Source organism: Pseudarthrobacter sp. J47 (genome assembly GCF_049810315.1).
GTDB lineage: Bacteria > Actinomycetota > Actinomycetes > Actinomycetales > Micrococcaceae > Arthrobacter.
In genome coordinates, this window is record NZ_CP187358.1 from 3,706,170 (window position 1) to 3,722,546 (window position 16,377).

General features: G+C 66.0%; 19 protein-coding genes and 1 pseudogene. 15 read left to right on the plus strand and 5 right to left on the minus strand.

The window, feature by feature from the left end; genetic code table 11:
* Positions 1-37 precede the first annotated feature (37 nt).
* The 3 genes and pseudogenes from ACPJW8_RS17040 to ACPJW8_RS17050 all read left to right on the plus strand — a co-directional run.
* Entirely contained in the window at positions 38-340 is a 303-nt protein-coding gene (locus ACPJW8_RS17040; RefSeq protein WP_330189150.1) for a hypothetical protein, read from the plus strand.
* 63 nt (positions 341-403) lie between these two features.
* Positions 404-2,419, plus strand: a complete 2,016-nt coding sequence (locus ACPJW8_RS17045; protein ID WP_330189149.1) for an acyl-CoA dehydrogenase family protein — start codon at positions 404-406, stop codon at positions 2,417-2,419.
* 86 nt (positions 2,420-2,505) lie between these two features.
* Positions 2,506-3,093: pseudogene (locus tag ACPJW8_RS17050) on the plus strand (hypothetical protein); the annotation flags it as partial.
* Between the two features lie 390 nt (positions 3,094-3,483).
* Here the strand turns inward: ACPJW8_RS17050 and ACPJW8_RS17055 are convergent.
* Entirely contained in the window at positions 3,484-3,894 is a 411-nt protein-coding gene (locus ACPJW8_RS17055) for a YchJ family protein (RefSeq protein ID WP_330189148.1), read from the minus strand.
* Between the two features lie 235 nt (positions 3,895-4,129).
* On the opposite strand from ACPJW8_RS17055, the gene ACPJW8_RS17060 reads away from it, so the two are divergent.
* The 4 genes from ACPJW8_RS17060 (at position 4,130) to ACPJW8_RS17075 (ending at position 8,004) form a co-directional block, all read left to right on the plus strand.
* Positions 4,130-4,879, plus strand: a complete 750-nt coding sequence (locus ACPJW8_RS17060; RefSeq protein WP_330189147.1) for a hypothetical protein — start codon at positions 4,130-4,132, stop codon at positions 4,877-4,879.
* Between the two features lie 51 nt (positions 4,880-4,930).
* Positions 4,931-5,932, plus strand: a complete 1,002-nt coding sequence (locus ACPJW8_RS17065) for an aldo/keto reductase family protein (RefSeq protein ID WP_330189146.1) — start codon at positions 4,931-4,933, stop codon at positions 5,930-5,932.
* Positions 5,933-5,939: 7 nt separating this feature from the next.
* Entirely contained in the window at positions 5,940-6,791 is an 852-nt protein-coding gene (locus ACPJW8_RS17070; RefSeq protein WP_330189145.1) for an SDR family oxidoreductase, read from the plus strand.
* Positions 6,792-6,900: 109 nt separating this feature from the next.
* Positions 6,901-8,004, plus strand: a complete 1,104-nt coding sequence (locus tag ACPJW8_RS17075) for a sulfite oxidase (RefSeq protein ID WP_330189144.1) — start codon at positions 6,901-6,903, stop codon at positions 8,002-8,004.
* Between the two features lie 24 nt (positions 8,005-8,028).
* Here ACPJW8_RS17075 and ACPJW8_RS17080 read toward each other — a convergent pair whose 3' ends face one another.
* Positions 8,029-8,856 (minus strand): SDR family oxidoreductase, encoded by an 828-nt coding sequence (locus ACPJW8_RS17080; RefSeq protein ID WP_330189143.1) that lies wholly within the window; start codon positions 8,854-8,856, stop codon positions 8,029-8,031.
* 96 nt (positions 8,857-8,952) lie between these two features.
* Between ACPJW8_RS17080 and ACPJW8_RS17085 the strand changes: the two genes are divergently transcribed.
* Positions 8,953-9,339, plus strand: a complete 387-nt coding sequence (locus tag ACPJW8_RS17085) for an RNA-binding S4 domain-containing protein (protein ID WP_330189142.1) — start codon at positions 8,953-8,955, stop codon at positions 9,337-9,339.
* Positions 9,336-10,814, plus strand: a complete 1,479-nt coding sequence (locus ACPJW8_RS17090; protein ID WP_330189141.1) for an amidohydrolase — start codon at positions 9,336-9,338, stop codon at positions 10,812-10,814. The genes ACPJW8_RS17085 and ACPJW8_RS17090 overlap by 4 nt, the downstream gene beginning before the upstream one ends.
* 14 nt (positions 10,815-10,828) lie before the next feature.
* Here ACPJW8_RS17090 and ACPJW8_RS17095 read toward each other — a convergent pair whose 3' ends face one another.
* Positions 10,829-11,344, minus strand: coding sequence for a hypothetical protein (locus ACPJW8_RS17095; protein ID WP_330189140.1), 516 nt, complete (start codon positions 11,342-11,344; stop codon positions 10,829-10,831).
* Positions 11,345-11,496: 152 nt separating this feature from the next.
* Between ACPJW8_RS17095 and ACPJW8_RS17100 the strand changes: the two genes are divergently transcribed.
* On the plus strand, positions 11,497-12,114 hold the full coding sequence (locus tag ACPJW8_RS17100; protein ID WP_330189139.1) for a uracil-DNA glycosylase: 618 nt from the start codon (positions 11,497-11,499) through the stop codon (positions 12,112-12,114).
* Positions 12,115-12,143: 29 nt separating this feature from the next.
* Here the strand turns inward: ACPJW8_RS17100 and ACPJW8_RS17105 are convergent, their stop codons facing one another.
* Positions 12,144-12,590: a hypothetical protein gene (locus ACPJW8_RS17105; RefSeq protein ID WP_330189138.1), complete on the minus strand. Its 447-nt coding sequence runs from the start codon at positions 12,588-12,590 to the stop codon at positions 12,144-12,146.
* Positions 12,591-12,797: 207 nt separating this feature from the next.
* Here ACPJW8_RS17105 and ACPJW8_RS17110 point away from each other — a divergent pair, with 207 nt between their 5' ends.
* Entirely contained in the window at positions 12,798-13,274 is a 477-nt protein-coding gene (locus tag ACPJW8_RS17110; RefSeq protein WP_330189137.1) for a hypothetical protein, read from the plus strand.
* A gap of 127 nt (positions 13,275-13,401) precedes the next feature.
* Here the strand turns inward: ACPJW8_RS17110 and ACPJW8_RS17115 are convergent, their stop codons facing one another.
* Positions 13,402-13,863 carry a DUF3817 domain-containing protein gene (locus tag ACPJW8_RS17115; protein WP_330189136.1) on the minus strand — a complete coding sequence of 154 codons (462 nt, stop codon included), beginning with the start codon at positions 13,861-13,863 and terminating at the stop codon, positions 13,402-13,404.
* Between the two features lie 106 nt (positions 13,864-13,969).
* On the opposite strand from ACPJW8_RS17115, the gene ACPJW8_RS17120 reads away from it, so the two are divergent.
* From ACPJW8_RS17120 to ACPJW8_RS17135, 4 genes are all read left to right on the plus strand, one after another.
* Entirely contained in the window at positions 13,970-14,221 is a 252-nt protein-coding gene (locus ACPJW8_RS17120) for a type II toxin-antitoxin system prevent-host-death family antitoxin (protein WP_330189135.1), read from the plus strand.
* Positions 14,218-14,490, plus strand: a complete 273-nt coding sequence (locus ACPJW8_RS17125; RefSeq protein ID WP_330189134.1) for a Txe/YoeB family addiction module toxin — start codon at positions 14,218-14,220, stop codon at positions 14,488-14,490. The genes ACPJW8_RS17120 and ACPJW8_RS17125 overlap by 4 nt, the downstream gene beginning before the upstream one ends.
* Before the next feature lie 99 nt (positions 14,491-14,589).
* A complete protein-coding gene (locus tag ACPJW8_RS17130; RefSeq protein ID WP_330189133.1) occupies positions 14,590-15,588 on the plus strand; it encodes an NYN domain-containing protein in 999 nt (332 codons plus the stop codon).
* Between the two features lie 59 nt (positions 15,589-15,647).
* Positions 15,648-16,364 (plus strand): FadR/GntR family transcriptional regulator, encoded by a 717-nt coding sequence (locus tag ACPJW8_RS17135; RefSeq protein ID WP_330189132.1) that lies wholly within the window; start codon positions 15,648-15,650, stop codon positions 16,362-16,364.
* Positions 16,365-16,377: the final 13 nt, after the last annotated feature.

Here is a 16,377-nt window from a genome sequence, read left to right on the forward strand (position 1 = left end):
CGTCCGGGCTCTTCCGGGCATTGATGCAGGGGGAACAATGCAGTTTGACGTCACAGCGCTCGAACCGGCCACACTCGTGTTCATCGGAACCATGATTTTTGCGTTCGTCCTCGCCGCCTTCGTTATGGCCGCTGCCTTCGTGGCACTGGTCTTCGTGGGAATCGGCAAGCTGATCTGGACCATCGTGGTGGCCATCCTGATGGCCCTGGTGCACGGCATCAACCATCTCTGGGACCGGCTGGTCCATCACGCTTCCAAGGTGGAGCTGCCCTCCGATTTACACGGCCAGTCAGGCTCTGGCACAGGTAGCTACTCGCGGGTAGCATTGAAGGACAGCTGAAGGGTTCCCTACCCGAGGCGGACCCGCGGCCTGAACCGGTAACACCGGTCGGAGGAGATACCCGTGAGCTCCGCTACTGACTCCACTGCAGCATTGACTGACAGCCCGGCATCCGATACCCCCGTGCCGCCCCAGGAACTGGGCCACGAGGTAACCGAACAGCAGGCCCGCGCCGTCGCGGAGGCCGCCCGGGAATCCAACTGGGACCGGCCAAGCTTCGCCAAGGGCCTGTACCTGGGCAACTTCGATCTCTCCCTGATCCACCCCTGGCCGCAGGCCCGTGCCGATGACGTGGAGCGGGGCGAAGCGTTTATGGAGGGCCTCACCGCTTTCTGCAGGACCATGTCCGGAAGCCGGATCGAGGCGGACGCAAGGATCCCGGACGAATACCTCAAGGGCCTCGCGGAGCTGGGCGTCTTTGGTGTGAAAATCCCGCGCGAGTACGGCGGCCTGGGCCTGTCCCTGGTGTACTACGGCCGCGCCCTGGCCCTCCTGGGCTCGGTGCATCCCAGCCTGGGTGCGCTGCTCTCCGCGCACCAGTCCATCGGCGTCCCGGAGCCGGTCAAGGTCTTCGGCACGGAGGAACAGAAGAAGGAGTACCTGCCGCGGTGCGCTGCGGGGGCCATCACGGCTTTCCTGCTCACGGAGCCCGACGTCGGCAGTGACCCCGCGCGCCTCGGCGCCACTGCCGTTCCCACTGACGACGGCGATGCGTACCTTCTGGACGGCGTGAAACTTTGGACCACCAACGGTGTGATCGCCGAACTGGTGGTGGTGATGGCCGTGGCGCCGGCCCATACCGACGCGGACGGCACGCAGCACAAGGGAGGGATCTCCGCTTTTGTGGTGGAGATGGACTCCCCCGGCATCACCGTGGAAAACCGGAACACCTTTATGGGGCTGCGCGGGATCGAAAACGGCGTGACGCGTTTCCACCAGGTCCGCGTGCCGGCCGCGAACCGGCTGGGCCGCGAGGGGCAGGGCCTGAAAATCGCCCTCACCACGCTGAACACGGGCAGGCTGTCCATTCCGGCACTGTGCTTGGCGTCCGGCCGGTGGAGCCTGAAGATTGCGCGCGAGTGGTCCAACGCCCGCACCCAATGGGGCCGCCCGGTGGGCAAGCACGAGGCCGTGGGCAAAAAGATCTCCTTCATCGCGGCCACGGCCTTTGCGCTGGACGCCGTCTTTGAACTCTCCGCCGAGCTGGCCGACGCCGGTCAGAAGGACGTCCGGATCGAGGCCGCCCTGGCCAAGCTCTGGTCCACGGAACTGAGCTGCCGGGTTGCCGATGAACTGGTGCAGATCCGCGGCGGCCGCGGCTTCGAAACCGCCGAATCCCTACGGGCACGGGGCGAGCGCGCGGTTCCTGCCGAACAGCAGCTGCGGGACCTGCGGATCAACAGGATCTTCGAAGGCTCCTCCGAAATCATGCGCCTCCTGATTGCCCGCGAAGCCGTGGACGCCCACCTCGCGGCAGCGGGAGACCTGGCCTCTGCGGATGCGAGCCTGCAGGACAAGGCGCGTGCCGCCGTCGACGCTTCCGGGTTTTATGCCCGCTGGCTGCCCAAGCTGGTGGCCGGCCCCGGAATGGACCCGCGTTCCTACGCAGAGTTCGGCCGGCTGGCGAAGCAGCTGCGGTACGTGGAACGGGCGTCGCGGAAACTGGCGCGGCAGACCTTCTACGGAATGGGCCGCTGGCAGGCCAAGCTGGAGTTCAAGCAGGCGTTCCTGGGCAGGATCGTGGACATCGGCGCCGAGCTGTTTGCCATGGCCGCCTGCTGTTCCCGGGCCGAAATGCTGCTGCGGACTTCCCCCGAGCGCGGCGCCTCAGCCTTCGAGCTGGCCGAGGCTTACTGTGACCAGGCACGCCTCAGGGTGGACGAATACTTCGAGCAGCTGTGGCGCAATACCGACGACGGCGACCGCGCCCTGACCGCGAAGGTGCTGGCCGGCGATTACGAGTGGCTGGAAGCAGGCATCCTGGACCAGTCCGAGGGCACCGGGCCGTGGATCGCTGACGCCACCCCCGGCCCCTCACAGCGGGAGAACCTGCACCGCAAATACCGCCTGAACAGCTGAAACCCTCCCTCCACCAAATACTAAGCACGCTTGCTATCTAGCTGGTGCGGTGGTTAGGTGGAACCATGAGCACAGCAGATCCGGGCGACCGCCAGGCGGTTGTGGCCCGCGAAAAAGAACAGTACGGCGGCATCAAGGTAGGTTCGGCCTTCTTCGGATGGCTGACGGCAACCGGAATGGCCGTCCTCCTGACAGCATTCGTCGCAGCGGCCGGAACCGCCGTCGGGCTGTCCACCAACACCGACGTCAACGAGGCCGTTAATCAGGCAACCCAAGGCCCAGTTGGCATAGTCGGCATCATCGCCCTGCTGGTGATCCTGTTCGTGAGCTACTACTGCGGTGGGTACGTGGCAGGCCGGATGGCCAGGTTCAACGGCGCCAAACAGGGCGTTATGGTGTGGCTCTGGGCCATCATCATGGCGATCATCGTGGCCCTCCTGGGCATCCTGGCAGGCGAACGGTTCAACGTCTTCGCGCAGCTGAACAGCTTCCCGCGCATCCCCGTTAACGAAGGCCAGCTCACCACCACCGGCATCATCGCCGCCATAGTGGTGGCACTGGTGGCCCTTGTGGGAGCAGTCCTGGGCGGCCTTGCCGGCATGCGGTTCCACCGGAACGTGGACCGGGCAGGCTTCGAAGGCGCCTACGCCACGGACGCCGGCTACGTCGATGATCGGCGCGACGGCTACGTGGACGACCGACGCGACGGCTACGTTGACGACCGGTACGTTGACGACCGGCGGGACGACCGCATCCGGGACGAGGACCGCTACGCGGACGACCGTGCCGAGGAGGACCGAATCTCAGCCGCGGAACGCCGGGAGGAACGTCTCCGCGAGGACCGGCTCCGCGACAAACAACTGCGCGATGACCGGGTCCGGGACGGGGACGTCCGGAACGACCGGGTCCGGGACGAACGGCTCCGGGACCAGGACATCCGGAACGACGGTGTCCGGGATGACCGGCGCACTGACGGCATCCGCAACGACGAACCCCGGGACGACGGCCGGCTGCGTGATGGCAGGACCCGGGACGAACGGCGGGACGTCTAGGCTGTTTGGCAGCTAGTGCAGACGGACGGCGTCGAGGTAGTACCAGCGGCGGTCGATGCGCTGGAAGCTGCTGGTTTCGTGATGGGTCCCGCGCTCGGAGCCGTGCCTGAACCAGGCCTTGAACTCCACGGTGCCTTCCGAATCCAAGGGCCCACCGCGGCGGCTGGACAGGATATCCAGCCGCCGCCATTCAATGCCCTCGTCAAGCTCCAGCTCTGCAGGCCTGGTGTCCGGATGCCACGTCCGCAGCAGGTACCCGGCATCGCCCACCGCAAACGCGCTGTAGCGGGAACGCATCAGCGCTTCGGCGGTGGGCGCGTCCGCGTCGCCACGGTGGAATCGCCCGCAGCAGTGGGCATATTGCTCGCCGGAGAGGCAGGGGCAGGAACGTTCGACGTCGGCCGGCGGGGTCATGGAATTCATCTCAATTCAGCGTTCACAGCGGGTTCCGAAACTAAGCCAGGGTGCCTTGTCATATCCGGTAACAGCTTAGAAACAACCGGGGCAGGACCCGTGCCAAGGCTACAACGGCCGGGAAAAATCCGTAGGGTAAAGAGGGGGAACGGCTGATGCCTCCCCTTGGAGTGCGGGCCTCAAGGTCTCCGCAGCCTCCACGGACAAGACAGCACGCAGGCACACGGCGGATCGGAGGCATGACATGGGAGACCCCACAACACTGACGCTCAACCTCACCTTCCTGGGTACGGTGGGCCTGGGTTTTGTGATGTTCCTGGTCATGTTCGTGATGTTCGTGATCACGCTGCTGATCGCCGGGATCGGCAAGCTGGTTGCAGTGATCGCCATGGCGCTGGTGGGCCGCTTCCCGCACAGCGACACCATCCCCGTGGTGCATGTATCAGCACCGGCGTCCATCATGGAACCCGAAGGAACGGGCACGGAACAGACGGCAGCCGCGGGCACGGCATCACCGGCCAACGCGCCAGCCAAGGAGCCGAAGAAGCGCAAGCCGGCGAAGGACTGGGGTTCCCTCCTCAAACCCGCAGCGGTCAAGACCAACGTCCGCTCCGCCGTCGAACATCACCCCCTGCTGAACGCCGCCAAATCCGAACCGGCAGCACTGGCTGACGACTGGGCCGCCGCCGTGGCCGCGGCGGATGCCCGCGCCGCCGAACGCGAGAAGGCCAAAAAGCCTGCTGTGCGCACCACTGTCCGCGACCTTCCCGATCCGGAAGTTCCGGCGCAGGAACTTTCCAAGGTGGCGCCGCTGGTGGAGTCCGCTTTGGAGAAACCGGCATCGGCTGCCAAGCCCGACCCCGTTCCGCAGTCCTTCAAGAAGCCATACATTCCGGCCGGGCTGGTCAAGGCAGGCACGGGGTCGCTGGCCGCCCGGAGCGGCACGCCGCCGCTGGTGGAGCAGATCTCCAAAGCCCAGCGCAAGGCCGGCTGAGCCCGCTTCAGGCACTTACCGTCGCAAGGCAACTCCGCTAGCGTAAAGCCCATGGACTTCAGATACCTTGGCAACAGCGGACTCAAGATCTCAGAAATCACGTTCGGCAACTGGCTGACCCACGGGTCGCAGGTGGAAAACGACGTGGCCACCCAATGCGTAAGGGCAGCGCTCGACGCCGGCATCAGCACCTTCGACACCGCGGATGTGTACGCCAACACCATGGCGGAAACCGTGCTGGGCGAGGCATTGAAGGGTGAACGGCGCGAATCCCTGGAGATCTTCACCAAGGTTTACGGGGCTACCGGGCCCAGGGGCCACAACGATCAGGGCCTGTCCCGCAAACACATCATGGAGTCCATCAACGGCTCCCTCTCCCGGCTGCAGACCGACTATGTGGACCTCTACCAGGCCCACCGCTACGACTTCGAGACGCCCCTGGAAGAGACCATGCAGGCGTTCGCGGACATCGTCCGGGCCGGCAAAGCCCTGTACATCGGTGTCAGCGAATGGACGGCGGACCAGATCCGAGAGGGCCACGCCCTGGCCAAGGAGCTGGGCTTCCAGCTGATCTCCAACCAGCCGCAGTACTCCATGCTGTGGCGCGTGATCGAGGCCGAGGTGGTTCCGGCGTCCGAAGAACTGGGTCTCTCACAGATCGTGTGGTCGCCCATGGCCCAGGGCGTGCTCAGCGGAAAATACCTGCCCGGTCAACCAGCACCGGAGGGCAGCCGCGCAACTGACGACAAGGGCGGCGCCAAGATGATCAGCCGCTGGATGCGGGACGACGTCCTCACCGGGGTCCAGGCCCTCAAACCTATTGCCGATGACGCCGGCCTCACCATGGCCCAGCTGTCCATCGCCTGGGTGCTGCAGAACAAGAACGTGGCCTCGGCCATTATGGGCGCCTCCCGGCCGGAGCAGGTGGCGGACAACGCGGCAGCTGCCGGGGTGGTGCTTGAACCCGCGCTGATGAAGCGCATCGACGACGCCATCGGCGCACTGGCCGAGCGCGATCCCGCCCAGACCAAGTCACCGGCCACCAGGGAGTAGGAACACCGTGACTGAACTGCCGGCCCTTGCCATCACCGGTGCCACCGGAAGCATCGGCGGAGGTGTGGCCCGGGAACTGTCCGACGCCGGCACCTCCTTGCGCCTGGTGGTGCGGAACCCGGCGCGCGCCCCGGAACTGCCAGGTGCCGCCGTCGTGGTTGCCTCCTACGGGGACGGCGCTGCCTCGGCCGCCGCCCTGGACGGTGTGCAGACGCTGCTGATGGTCTCCGCGGCCGAAGCCGAGGACCGTCGGCAGCAGCACTTCGCGTTTGTGGATGCCGCCGCGGCCGCCGGCGTGAAGCATATTGTCTACACGTCCTTCTACGGCGCGGCACCGGATGCCACCTTCACCCTGGCGCGGGACCACCACGCCACGGAGGAGCACATCAAGGCCTCCGGCATGGCGTACACGTTCCTGAGGGACAACTTCTATGTGGACTTCCTGCCGCATCTGGCTGGCACGGACGGCGTAATCCGCGGGCCCGCCGGCGATGGCCTGCTGTCCGCTGTGGCCAGGGAGGACGTTTCCCGGTGCGCCGCCGCCGTGCTCCGCGATCCGGACGTGCACGCCGGCAAGACCTACAACCTGACGGGCCCGGAGGAATTCACGCTGGGCCAGGCGGCCGGGATCATCACCGCACGCACCGGCCGGACCGTCACCTATCACCCGGAGACGGTGGAGGAAGCGTATGCGTCGCGGGCTTCCTATGGGGCGCCGGACTGGCAGCTGGACGCCTGGGTGAGCACCTACACGGCCATTGCTGCCGGGGAAATGTCCGGAATTTCACCTGACGTCTACGGGCTGACGGGCCGTAATCCGCTGAGCCTGGAAGAGTTCCTGGAACGGCCGCAGCTGTAGGGGTGTTCTGCCCGGCAGTGCCTGTTGACGGCTCTGCCGGGGCGGCGTAAACCTGAAAAGAAGGTGGGACGCCAGCCCCGCAGAGCCTCATCAGAAGAATCGCACGGCCATGACCAAACAGATCTCCAGACGCCGCACCAGCACTTCCGGGCATCCCGGCCAGCCCACCTACGGGGCCCTGACCCAGGAGGAACTCCAGCTGGCCGCCCGCAACCACTCCCTGCCGCTTGAGGCGTTGAGCCAGGACATCACGCCTCCCGGTCTCCACTACGTCCTCACCCACTTCGACATCCAGTTCGCCGGCCCGGACCCGTGGCACCTGCGCATACACGGCGCCGTCGAGCGTTCCCTGGAACTGAGCCTCGCCGCGCTCAGGAAGTACCCGGAGATCACCGTTCCGGTCACCCTGGAATGCGCGGGCAACGGCCGGTCACTGTTGTCCCCGCGGCCCCTCAGCCAGCCGTGGGTCCTGGAAGCGGTGGGAACGGCCGAATGGTCCGGGGTGCCGCTGGCCTGGGTGCTGGCCAAAGCCGGGGTGCGGCCCGAGGCGGTGGAGGTGGTGTTCACCGGAGCCGACGCCGGAATCCAGGGCGGCGTGCAGCAGCACTACGCGCGCAGCCTGCCTATCCGCGAGGCCCTGCGCCCGGACGTGGTCCTGGCCTACCGCATGAACGGCAACGACCTCCCGCCCCAGCACGGCTTCCCGCTCCGCCTGGTGGTGCCCGGCTGGTACGGGATGGCCAGCGTGAAGTGGCTGCAATCCATCGAGGTGGTGGCCGCGCCGTTTGCCGGGTACCAGCAGCAGGTGGCCTACCGCTACCAGGACGACGCGGACGACGGCGGCACCCCCGTTTCGCGGATCAGGGTACGTTCGCTGATGGTTCCGCCGGGCATCCCGGACTTCTTCACACGCACCCGTTTCCTCCGGCACGGACCGGTGATGCTGCAGGGCCGTGCGTGGTCCGGCGAAGGCGCGGTGACCGGCGTCGAGGTTTCCATTGACGGCAAGTGGGTGCCGGCACACTTGGAGCAACCGGCCGGCCCGTTCGCCTGGTGCAAGTGGACGCTTCCGTGGGTAGCCGACTCCGGATCCCACATGCTGGCCTGCCGCGCCACCGACTCCACCGGCGCATCACAGCCGCTGGAACAGAACTGGAACTACCAGGGGATGAGCAACAACGTGGTGCAGCGGCTGAGCGTGACCGTGGAGTAGGGGCTTTCCTCTAGTAGTCCACGATTAGTAGTCCACGATCGCGCCGGCCGAGATGTTGATGGTGGCGTCCGTGATCACGCGGGCCTGGTCCGAGGCAATCCAGGCCGCCACCGTCCCCACGTCCTCCAGCGTGGCCGTGGTGTTCAGGTGGGCGCTGCGGCCGATCTCGCGGACAATTTCCTCCCGGCCTTCTTCCTGCCAGGGAATGGTCTCCACAATCCCGCCCGTCACCATGGTCACCACGCGGATCCCCTGCTTCCCCAGCTCCAGGGCCCATTGGCGGCGCAGGCCCTCCATGGTGTCCAGGGCGATCTTGAAGCCGCCCATCCCGGCCTGGGTCTGCGGCCCGGAACCGCCAAACATCAGTACGACGCCGGAGCGTTGCCTGAGCATCTGCCGTGCGGCCGCGCGCGTGGTGAGGAAGTGGGTGCGGGCCGCGGTGGCGATGGGCCGGGTGAAATCGTCGGCGGAGATGTCCATCAAGGGCTGCTGGACTTCGCCGTAGGAGATGGCGTTGAAGACGACGTCGATCCGTTTGGCGGACTTCACCACTTTCTCCGTAAAGGCGTCCACCGCTTCCTCGTCCAGGGCATCGACCACCGCGGTTTCGGCAGTGGCGCCGGCGTCGGCAATATCCTTCGCTACGACGTCGAGCGGTTTCTGGTGCCGGCCCGCCAGGTAAACGGCGGCGCCCCGGGCCGCGAATCCCCGCGCGACTGCCCCGCCGATGTTGCCGCCTGCGCCGTAGATCAGCGCGGTTTTGCCCTCCAGGAGCCGTTCCTGGCCAGGCCCGACTGCGCCGCCGGCGGCAAGGCCGTTCGCATAACTGTTCGCTGAACCAGTGGTGTCCATCCCGGGCTCCCTTGACCGATAGGTTCCTTTCACTATGTTCCTGCGGCGGCGGGCTGGCAAGGGCCGGACGTTCGCGACGTATACTCGGTGCCAACCATGACCAGCCTTCCTTCCTCCCCCGCCAGTGTCCGCATCGATGCGTGGTTGTGGGCCATCCGCGCCTACAAGACGCGATCGGCGTCCACGGCTGCGTGCCGGGCCGGCCATGTGCGCCTGAATGGCAGCCCGGCCAAGGCGTCCGCCACGCTGGTCACGGGAGACACCGTCACGGTGAAGATGTCCGGCTACGAACGGATCCTGGAAGTCCGGCGGCTGATTGCCAAGCGTGTGGGTGCCGAGGCCGCCTCGCACTGCTTCACGGACCACACTCCCCCGCGCCCCATCGCTCCGGCGCTGGGACTGCCGCAGCGCGACCGCGGTGCAGGCCGGCCCACCAAAAAGGACCGCCGCGAGATGGAGCGTTTGCGGGGCAGCGCCGAATGAAGCGGCTGCTGCTCACCGGGGCACGGTTGCCGGGCCGCACGGGCCTGTGGCAACTGGAGACCCGCGACGGCGTGGTGGCGGCGATCAGCCCTGGCTTGACCGCCGGCGGCCGGGTCAACGTTGAGTCCGTCAACCTGGGCGGCCGGCATGTGATCCCCGGGCTGTGGGACGAGCATGTACACCTGACCCAGTGGGCCCTGGCTGCGAACAGGATTGACCTTTCCGGCGCAGCATCCGCCCGGGAGGCAGCCGCCGCAGTGGGTGCCGCCGTCGGGTCCGGTTCTTCATCCGGGACCGAAATCACCACGGTGGGGGTCGGCTTCCGGGATGCACTGTGGGCCGATCTTCCCACCCTGGAAATGCTCGACGCCGAAACCGGCCACCAGCCCACCGCCCTGATCAGCCACGACCTGCACTGCGTCTGGCTCAATAGCGCGGCTGCTGGAAAGTACGGCGCGCAGGTGGATGCCACCGGACTGCTCCGCGAGGAACCGGCCTTCATCCTGACCCGCGAGCTGGGCCGGCTCCCGGATTCGGTGATCGACGGCTGGGTGCAGGACGCAGCACGGGCAGCCGCCGCGCGCGGGGTGGTGGGCGTGGTCGATTTCGAGATGACGTGGAACCGGGACCCGTGGCTGCGCAGGATCGGCGCGGGTTTTGACGCGCTCCGGGTTGATGCCGGTGTGTATCCGGAGGACCTGGAGCGGGCACAGCGGGACGGGATGCGGAGCGGGCAGGAGATCGACGGCGGCAACGGGCTCCTGCGGGTGGGGCCGCTGAAAGTGCTCATTGACGGTTCACTGAACACCCGCACCGCGTACTGCGTGGACCCCTATCCGCACGGCGGCCACGGCCTGTTGACCGTCAGCGAAGACGAGCTGGTGGCGTTGCTGGAGCGGGCCCGCGAGTGGAAGTTCCTGCCAGCGGTCCACGCGATTGGTGACGCCGCCAACCAGGTGGCCCTGGACGCCTTTGAGCAGGTGGGCGTGCGCGGCCGGATTGAGCACGCCCAGTTTGTCCGCCGCGAGGACCTGCCGCGGTTCGCCGCCCTCGGGGTGACGGCCAGCGTCCAGCCGGTGCACGCCCTGGATGATCGTGACGCGGCGGAATCGAACTGGAACGGCCGCACGGACCGGGCCTTTCCGCTGCGCTCGCTGCTGGATGCCGGCGCCGCACTGGCCCTCGGCTCGGACGCCCCGGTGGCCCCGCTGGATCCCTGGGCCGCCATCTCTGCAGCAACAACCCGCGCCCGGAATGACGGCCGTGCACCATGGCACCCGGAGGAAGCCATTACCCGTGTGCAGGCGCTGGCGGCGTCGGCACGGGGCCGCGGCAGCATCGGCGTCGGGGATCCTGCGGATCTTGTGATTCTCGACGCCGATCCGCTCACCACCCCGGACGCGGACGTCGCCACCATGCCGGTGGCCGGCACCATGCTCGGCGGCAGATGGACGTTCGACGGCGGCCTGCCGTAGTTATTTCCGCGCGGTTATTTCCGCGCGCGGGCCTGGACCAGGTTGGCGAACGGCAGTCGGCCATGCGCGGCCACGAATTCGGCGTGATACCTGGCCTCGGCGGCTCCCAGCTCTTCAGCGGGCAGCTCTTTCCAGGCAATCAGCAGGGCCTCCGGACCAGCCAGTTGCCACACCAGCCGGCCGTCCCAGTGGCCCGGCGGTTTCCCTTTGCCGAAGTCCATAAATTCCTGGATCTGCCGGCGCAGCCCGCGGTTTCCCTTGCTCCCCGGCCCTGCTTTGCCGATGTAAAGGACATCCGCCGCGTCCACCCACTCGGCCTCAAGCGCGGCGACGGGCACGGAGGGGTCCTTTTTCTTGAAGACGCCCGCGGTGCTCTTCTTCAGGTGACGCGGCACAAAGCCGTCCGGGCGGAGCACCGCAAACAGCCCGGTGCCTTGCGGAATCCGCATGATATCCACGCTTCCAATGGGCCGGAACCCGGCAAAGCCGTCAGCCTTGAGCGTTGTCCTGCTGACTGCGGCGCTGTCCATGCTGGCCTTCCATGCGGGGCGTCCAAAGAGTCGGCCGGGGTTTCCTGCTGCCGGCTTCAAGAATCGTACGCGCAATGCGGATGGGGAACGCGGAAGCGTAGAGTTGCAGGAGACGCCTGATTCTGGACGCCCGTGCTGCTGAGGGAGAGACCATGACAATTGACTGGGACGAAAAGAAAACCCTGCTGCAGGAACCGAATATTGCGGCGGTGACCCAGCTCTGCGACGAGCTCATGGCACGCAAGCCCGGTTCCGTTGTTCCGTACGTGGATCCCATCCATGACGAGGATGAGTGCCGGATTGTGAGCCTGCAGGTCAGCCCGGGCCGGGGGACCCTGTCAGGGTTTGTCTCCCATTTCAATGACGACGACGCCGCGCGCCGGGCCACCAGCATCTACGAAACCGCCGAGCTTGACCCCCGCTATGTGATGCCGTGGCACGCCTACCCGTGGGTCCGTGATCCGGACCTGCCCACCGCGTTGAACGTCCAGGAAAAGACCGACGGGCTGCGTCCGTTCCGCCAGTTCCTGAAGATCAACTCGCGTGTTTCCGCGATCATTGCGCACGGCACTGACGCCTCATCCTTCCTCACCCTCTTCGAGAAGACCTACCACTCGTCACTGAAGAACAGCGGCATCAAGGTGTACAAAGCCAGCGCCCTGGGCGGCCGCGCGTTCGCGGTGTCCGAGGCCAAGCAGGAGGAACTCCTGAACAAGAGCGTGGAGATCTACCGCGACGCCATGCAGCGGGCGGGCATCCAGCACCTTTAGGGCACTGGTTTCTTTAGGGCGCCGGTACTTTAGAGCACCGCTCCGGCCGTATCGCCGGGCAGGATCTCCGAGCCGTGCTGCAGGACGTTGCTTCCGGACAGGGAGACGCCGCCCAGGACGCGCACGGCGTCCTCCACCACCAGCCGGGAGTTGCGCTGGTCCGCGAGCAGGAGCACTCCGCCGGGCCCCAGCGTGCAGTTACTTCCCATCAAAACCATCCCGCCGGCGTCGACCATTACCGTGGTTCCGGCGTGGAACGTGTTCCCGCTGCCGATGAAGCACTGCCCCTGCCGGCAGGACACCAGCACGTTCGGGTGGAAGGTGTTGCCCTCGCCCAGGATGACGTTCCGGGAGATCAGGATGGAGAACGGGTCCAGGAACGTGTTCTGGTGCGCCATCTCCAGCAGCTCCGTGACACTTAGGTAGCCAGCTTCCAGCCGGGTCTTGTCGATGCTGCTGATAACCGGGTCAGGCATGGACTGCTCCAGAGGTTCGATCTGCGGGACGTGATTGGCCTAGTTCCGATTATTGCGCACCTGGCCAAGGAATACCTGTACGACGCCGGAGCTGCCGCCCGCTTGCGCTGTTCCTGGGCGGACCCTGCGGCTGTCCCCGCGACTGTCCCTGGCGCTCTCCCTTGCCCCCCGGGTGCCGTAGACTGCCGGAAACCTTGGGGGGAAACCATGAGCACGTCAGCGCAGTTCATTAATCTTGCAGGCCTGGCAGCGGTCGTTCTTTATGCGGTGCTGGGGGTGCTGACCATCCTGGTGTGGAATCCGAGCGCGGCCATGCCGGCTCTGGAGCTGTCGGAGATCTACCGGCAGGTGGAGGCCGCATCGGAGACGATGGGCCTTGGTGTGGTGGCTGCGTTCGGGGTGATGGGGATTGGCCTGGGGCTGACGGCCGCCGTGGTTTTCTGGCGGCGGAAAACGGACCCGCCGTCGCTCATCCTGGCTGTATACCTGACCCTGCTTGCGCTGGCTGGTCCGGCATACTTTTGGGCGTCGTTCCCCTTTGGCATGGGCCTGGCGGACACGTTCGCCATTGGCGGCGGCGACCACTCGCGGGTGGGCTACCTGCTTGTGGGAGCCAGCGGCCTGGCGTTCCTTGCCCTGCTGCCGGTGTTGTGGCGGTTCGTCTACCGGCCGCCGGCGGGATAAATCGACCGGGCAGGCGTTGCGTGCCGGGTTGCGAGTGAAAATCCCCGGCTAGTGGACGTATCCCCGTCGTACACGCCGGGGATATCTCCATTAGGCGGGGATCTATACCTGGTACTTGTGGGAGCGGCTACGCGAACCAGGTGCCGGGCGGGCCTGCCACCAGCAGCACGCCGAAGACGACGGCGACGGCAACAAGCGCGGTTGCCCCGGCCACCAAGGGCTTCCGGAGGACCCAGGCCTGGACCTTCTCCAGCACCCCGCGCGGCTGCTCACCGCCGGCACCCAGCCGCCAGCCGCCGTCGAGCATTCCGTTGCGGTCCAACCGGCGCTCCACGGGAACGGTGGCGTAGGGAATGACGGTGGCGATCAGTGCCACGGCGCCGACTCGAGCAGGCCACTTCTGGTTCAGCCATACGAAGCTGGCCACCACGGCGTAGCAGAGGAACACGAAGCCGTGGATGCCGCCGCCGATGGAGACTGCCACATCCGTCGTTTTGGTGACGTACTTCAGGAACATGCCGATCAGCAGCAAGGTCCAGGTGATGGCTTCGGCGATGGCAAAGGTACGGAAGAGCGTGCGGGGCGACATGGAAGTCCTCGGCTGGGAAATGGGATCCCTTCGAGGCTACCGGAAGGCCGCTCCATGGCCGTACACCAGGAGTACAATATTCTGTACGCCACACAAGGAGTCCCAAATGCGTACATTGAGCTACTCCGAGTCCCGGGCCCGTTATAAGGAGACCCTGGACGCCGTTACGAACGACCGCGAAGAAGTTGTCATTACGCGGCCCGGCAAGGAAGACGTCGTCATGGTTTCGCGGGATGACTACGAATCGCTGCGGGAGACCGCGTACCTCTTGCGCAGCCCCGCAAATGCCCGCAGGATCCTGACGTCGATAGAACGCCTGGAGGCCGGCGCCGGAACCGCCCGGGACCTCGCTGAATGAAAATCGTCTGGGATGAATCCGCCTGGGAGGACTACGAGTGGTGGCAGTCCCAAGACAGAAAGACACTCAAGCGAATCAACAGCCTGATCAAGGACATCGCCCGGAACGGCAACGAGGGAACCGGCAAACCCGAACCCCTGAAACATGGATTCCACGGCTATTGGTCCCGTCGGATCACCGATGAGCACCGGCTGATCTACAAGTTCGTCGAAGCTGAGGGCGGAGTCGAAATCCGAGTTGCCGCCTGCCGGTATCACTACGGAAACTAGGGAACCCCGAACGCCAGCTTTTCAGCATCCTGAGTTCAATTGAAGGCCACGCACGCGTCAGCTAACGGCCGTTGCCGTCAACACCTATAGCATCAGAGGATGGCTGCCCGGAGTGCGATATTCGTCGATGCTGGTTATCTGCTTGCGGTAGGCGGCACCGCCGTCGCAGGCACCTCCCTGAGATCAGCGTTCCAGGTGCACTATCGCAGCCTCATAAAGGGAATCCTTGACCTCACGGCAGAGCACGCCGGGCTGGATGACGTACTGCGGGTTTACTGGTACGACGCCTCACCCAACGGCGTCTTCTCAGACCAGCACAAACAAATCGGACTGATCCCCGACGTCAAGGTCCGCTTGGGACGCATCTCCTTCAACGGCGAACAAAAGGGTGTGGACCTCCGCCTGGGACTGGACCTGGTGGGGGTGGCCCGCAACCAGGCCGCCAAGGTGGCCTACCTGGTCTCCGGCGACGACGACCTCGCTGAGGCCGTTGAAGTGGCCCAGGACCTCGGTATGAAAGTGGTCCTGGTCGGCATGGAAAATCCGGATCACCGCTTGGGCGTCGTTTCCGTGGCCGAGCACCTGGCACTTCAGGTGGACAGCATCCTTGCCCTTTCCAGGGAACTCATCAACGAATGCTTCACCAAACAATCCATGACCCCGCGCCCCAGCGTCCAACACGCCCCTGTCCCGTCCGCCCCGGGCGCTCCAGGCGCTCCGGCGGCGATCCTCACGGCCAAGCCTGCTCCGCCGTCGCTCGGTGCCCGCCCGCACGCCCCGGTCCGCCTGCCGGAAACCGCCTCCGAACTGGTCTACAGCTCCGACAGGGCGGGATCGGACTTCACTGCTGGCAGCGACAAGAACCTCATCACCATGGCCCACGAAGTGGGCGAAAGGGTGGCCGCCAGCTGGTTCGGAACGGTCACCCAAAAGCAGCTCAATGACGTCCTCGCCGACCGCCCTATTCTGCCGCCTGAAATCGACCGGACCCTTCTCAAGGACTGTGCCCAGCGCATGGGTGAGTACAACACAGACTTCCAAGGAGTCCGCCGTTCCCTGCGCGAGGCGTTTTGGGAACGATTGGATCAATTGGCCTGATCCCGGTGCAGTCCAGGCCCAATTGACACGCCCCTGTGACCCGTGCCATATTCTTAACCGTGAACCTGTCAGACAGCCGGACAGCAGGACAGCCTGCCGGTCCCAGCACAACGCCGCTCAGCCGGCTCAGTGCCGCCGAGGCAGTGTTCAACGCCGTCCGCCAGGACATCGAGTCCGGCCGGGTGGAGGTAGGCGCCAAACTGAGCTCCGAGGCAGCACTGGCTGCGCAGTACGGGGTGAGCCGCTCCGTGATCCGGGAGGCTCTCCGCTCCTGCACCGCCCTTGGCCTGACTGTCACCAAAACAGGCAAGGGAACATTCGTCGTCGCCAACAAGGTGGCCAACGATCTCTCACTCGGCCAGTACTCAGCCCGCGACCTCACCGAAGCCCGGCCACACATCGAGATCCCGGCCGCGGCCCTCGCAGCCCTCCGCAGGAGCGATGAAGACCTCCAGGAACTCAGGGACCTCGCCCAGGCCATGCTCCACGAAACCGATCCGGAATCCTGGGTAACCCTCGATTCCAGCTTCCACGTCACCATCGCCCGGGCCAGCGGCAACCGCGTCTTCTCCAGTGTTGTGGCAGACATCCGGGACGCCCTGGCCCACCAGTCCGAAACCCTGAACATGGTGGCAGACCGCCAGCATGCCTCAGACATTGAGCACCAGAAGATCCTCGCCGCGATCGAAGCCGGCAACCCGGAAGCCGCCGCCGCAGCCATGGCGGACCACCTCGAAGCCGTCGGCGCCGCCGTCGACTCCATCCTGGACCGTTAGCCCCGCAAGAACA

What these genes read in the sequence shown, in the direction of transcription:
- ACPJW8_RS17040 (WP_330189150.1), top strand. Translation starts at nt 38, where the DNA reads ATGCAGTTTGACGTCACAGCGCTCGAACCGGCCACACTCGTGTTCATC.
- ACPJW8_RS17055 (WP_330189148.1), bottom strand. Translation starts at nt 3,894, where the DNA reads ATGAATTCCATGACCCCGCCGGCCGACGTCGAACGTTCCTGCCCCTGC.
- ACPJW8_RS17060 (WP_330189147.1), top strand. Translation starts at nt 4,130, where the DNA reads ATGGGAGACCCCACAACACTGACGCTCAACCTCACCTTCCTGGGTACG.
- ACPJW8_RS17065 (WP_330189146.1), top strand. Translation starts at nt 4,931, where the DNA reads ATGGACTTCAGATACCTTGGCAACAGCGGACTCAAGATCTCAGAAATC.
- ACPJW8_RS17075 (WP_330189144.1), top strand. Translation starts at nt 6,901, where the DNA reads ATGACCAAACAGATCTCCAGACGCCGCACCAGCACTTCCGGGCATCCC.
- ACPJW8_RS17080 (WP_330189143.1), bottom strand. Translation starts at nt 8,856, where the DNA reads ATGGACACCACTGGTTCAGCGAACAGTTATGCGAACGGCCTTGCCGCC.
- ACPJW8_RS17085 (WP_330189142.1), top strand. Translation starts at nt 8,953, where the DNA reads ATGACCAGCCTTCCTTCCTCCCCCGCCAGTGTCCGCATCGATGCGTGG.
- ACPJW8_RS17090 (WP_330189141.1), top strand. Translation starts at nt 9,336, where the DNA reads ATGAAGCGGCTGCTGCTCACCGGGGCACGGTTGCCGGGCCGCACGGGC.
- ACPJW8_RS17095 (WP_330189140.1), bottom strand. Translation starts at nt 11,344, where the DNA reads ATGGACAGCGCCGCAGTCAGCAGGACAACGCTCAAGGCTGACGGCTTT.
- ACPJW8_RS17100 (WP_330189139.1), top strand. Translation starts at nt 11,497, where the DNA reads ATGACAATTGACTGGGACGAAAAGAAAACCCTGCTGCAGGAACCGAAT.
- ACPJW8_RS17105 (WP_330189138.1), bottom strand. Translation starts at nt 12,590, where the DNA reads ATGCCTGACCCGGTTATCAGCAGCATCGACAAGACCCGGCTGGAAGCT.
- ACPJW8_RS17110 (WP_330189137.1), top strand. Translation starts at nt 12,798, where the DNA reads ATGAGCACGTCAGCGCAGTTCATTAATCTTGCAGGCCTGGCAGCGGTC.
- ACPJW8_RS17115 (WP_330189136.1), bottom strand. Translation starts at nt 13,863, where the DNA reads ATGTCGCCCCGCACGCTCTTCCGTACCTTTGCCATCGCCGAAGCCATC.
- ACPJW8_RS17120 (WP_330189135.1), top strand. Translation starts at nt 13,970, where the DNA reads ATGCGTACATTGAGCTACTCCGAGTCCCGGGCCCGTTATAAGGAGACC.
- ACPJW8_RS17125 (WP_330189134.1), top strand. Translation starts at nt 14,218, where the DNA reads ATGAAAATCGTCTGGGATGAATCCGCCTGGGAGGACTACGAGTGGTGG.
- ACPJW8_RS17130 (WP_330189133.1), top strand. Translation starts at nt 14,590, where the DNA reads ATGGCTGCCCGGAGTGCGATATTCGTCGATGCTGGTTATCTGCTTGCG.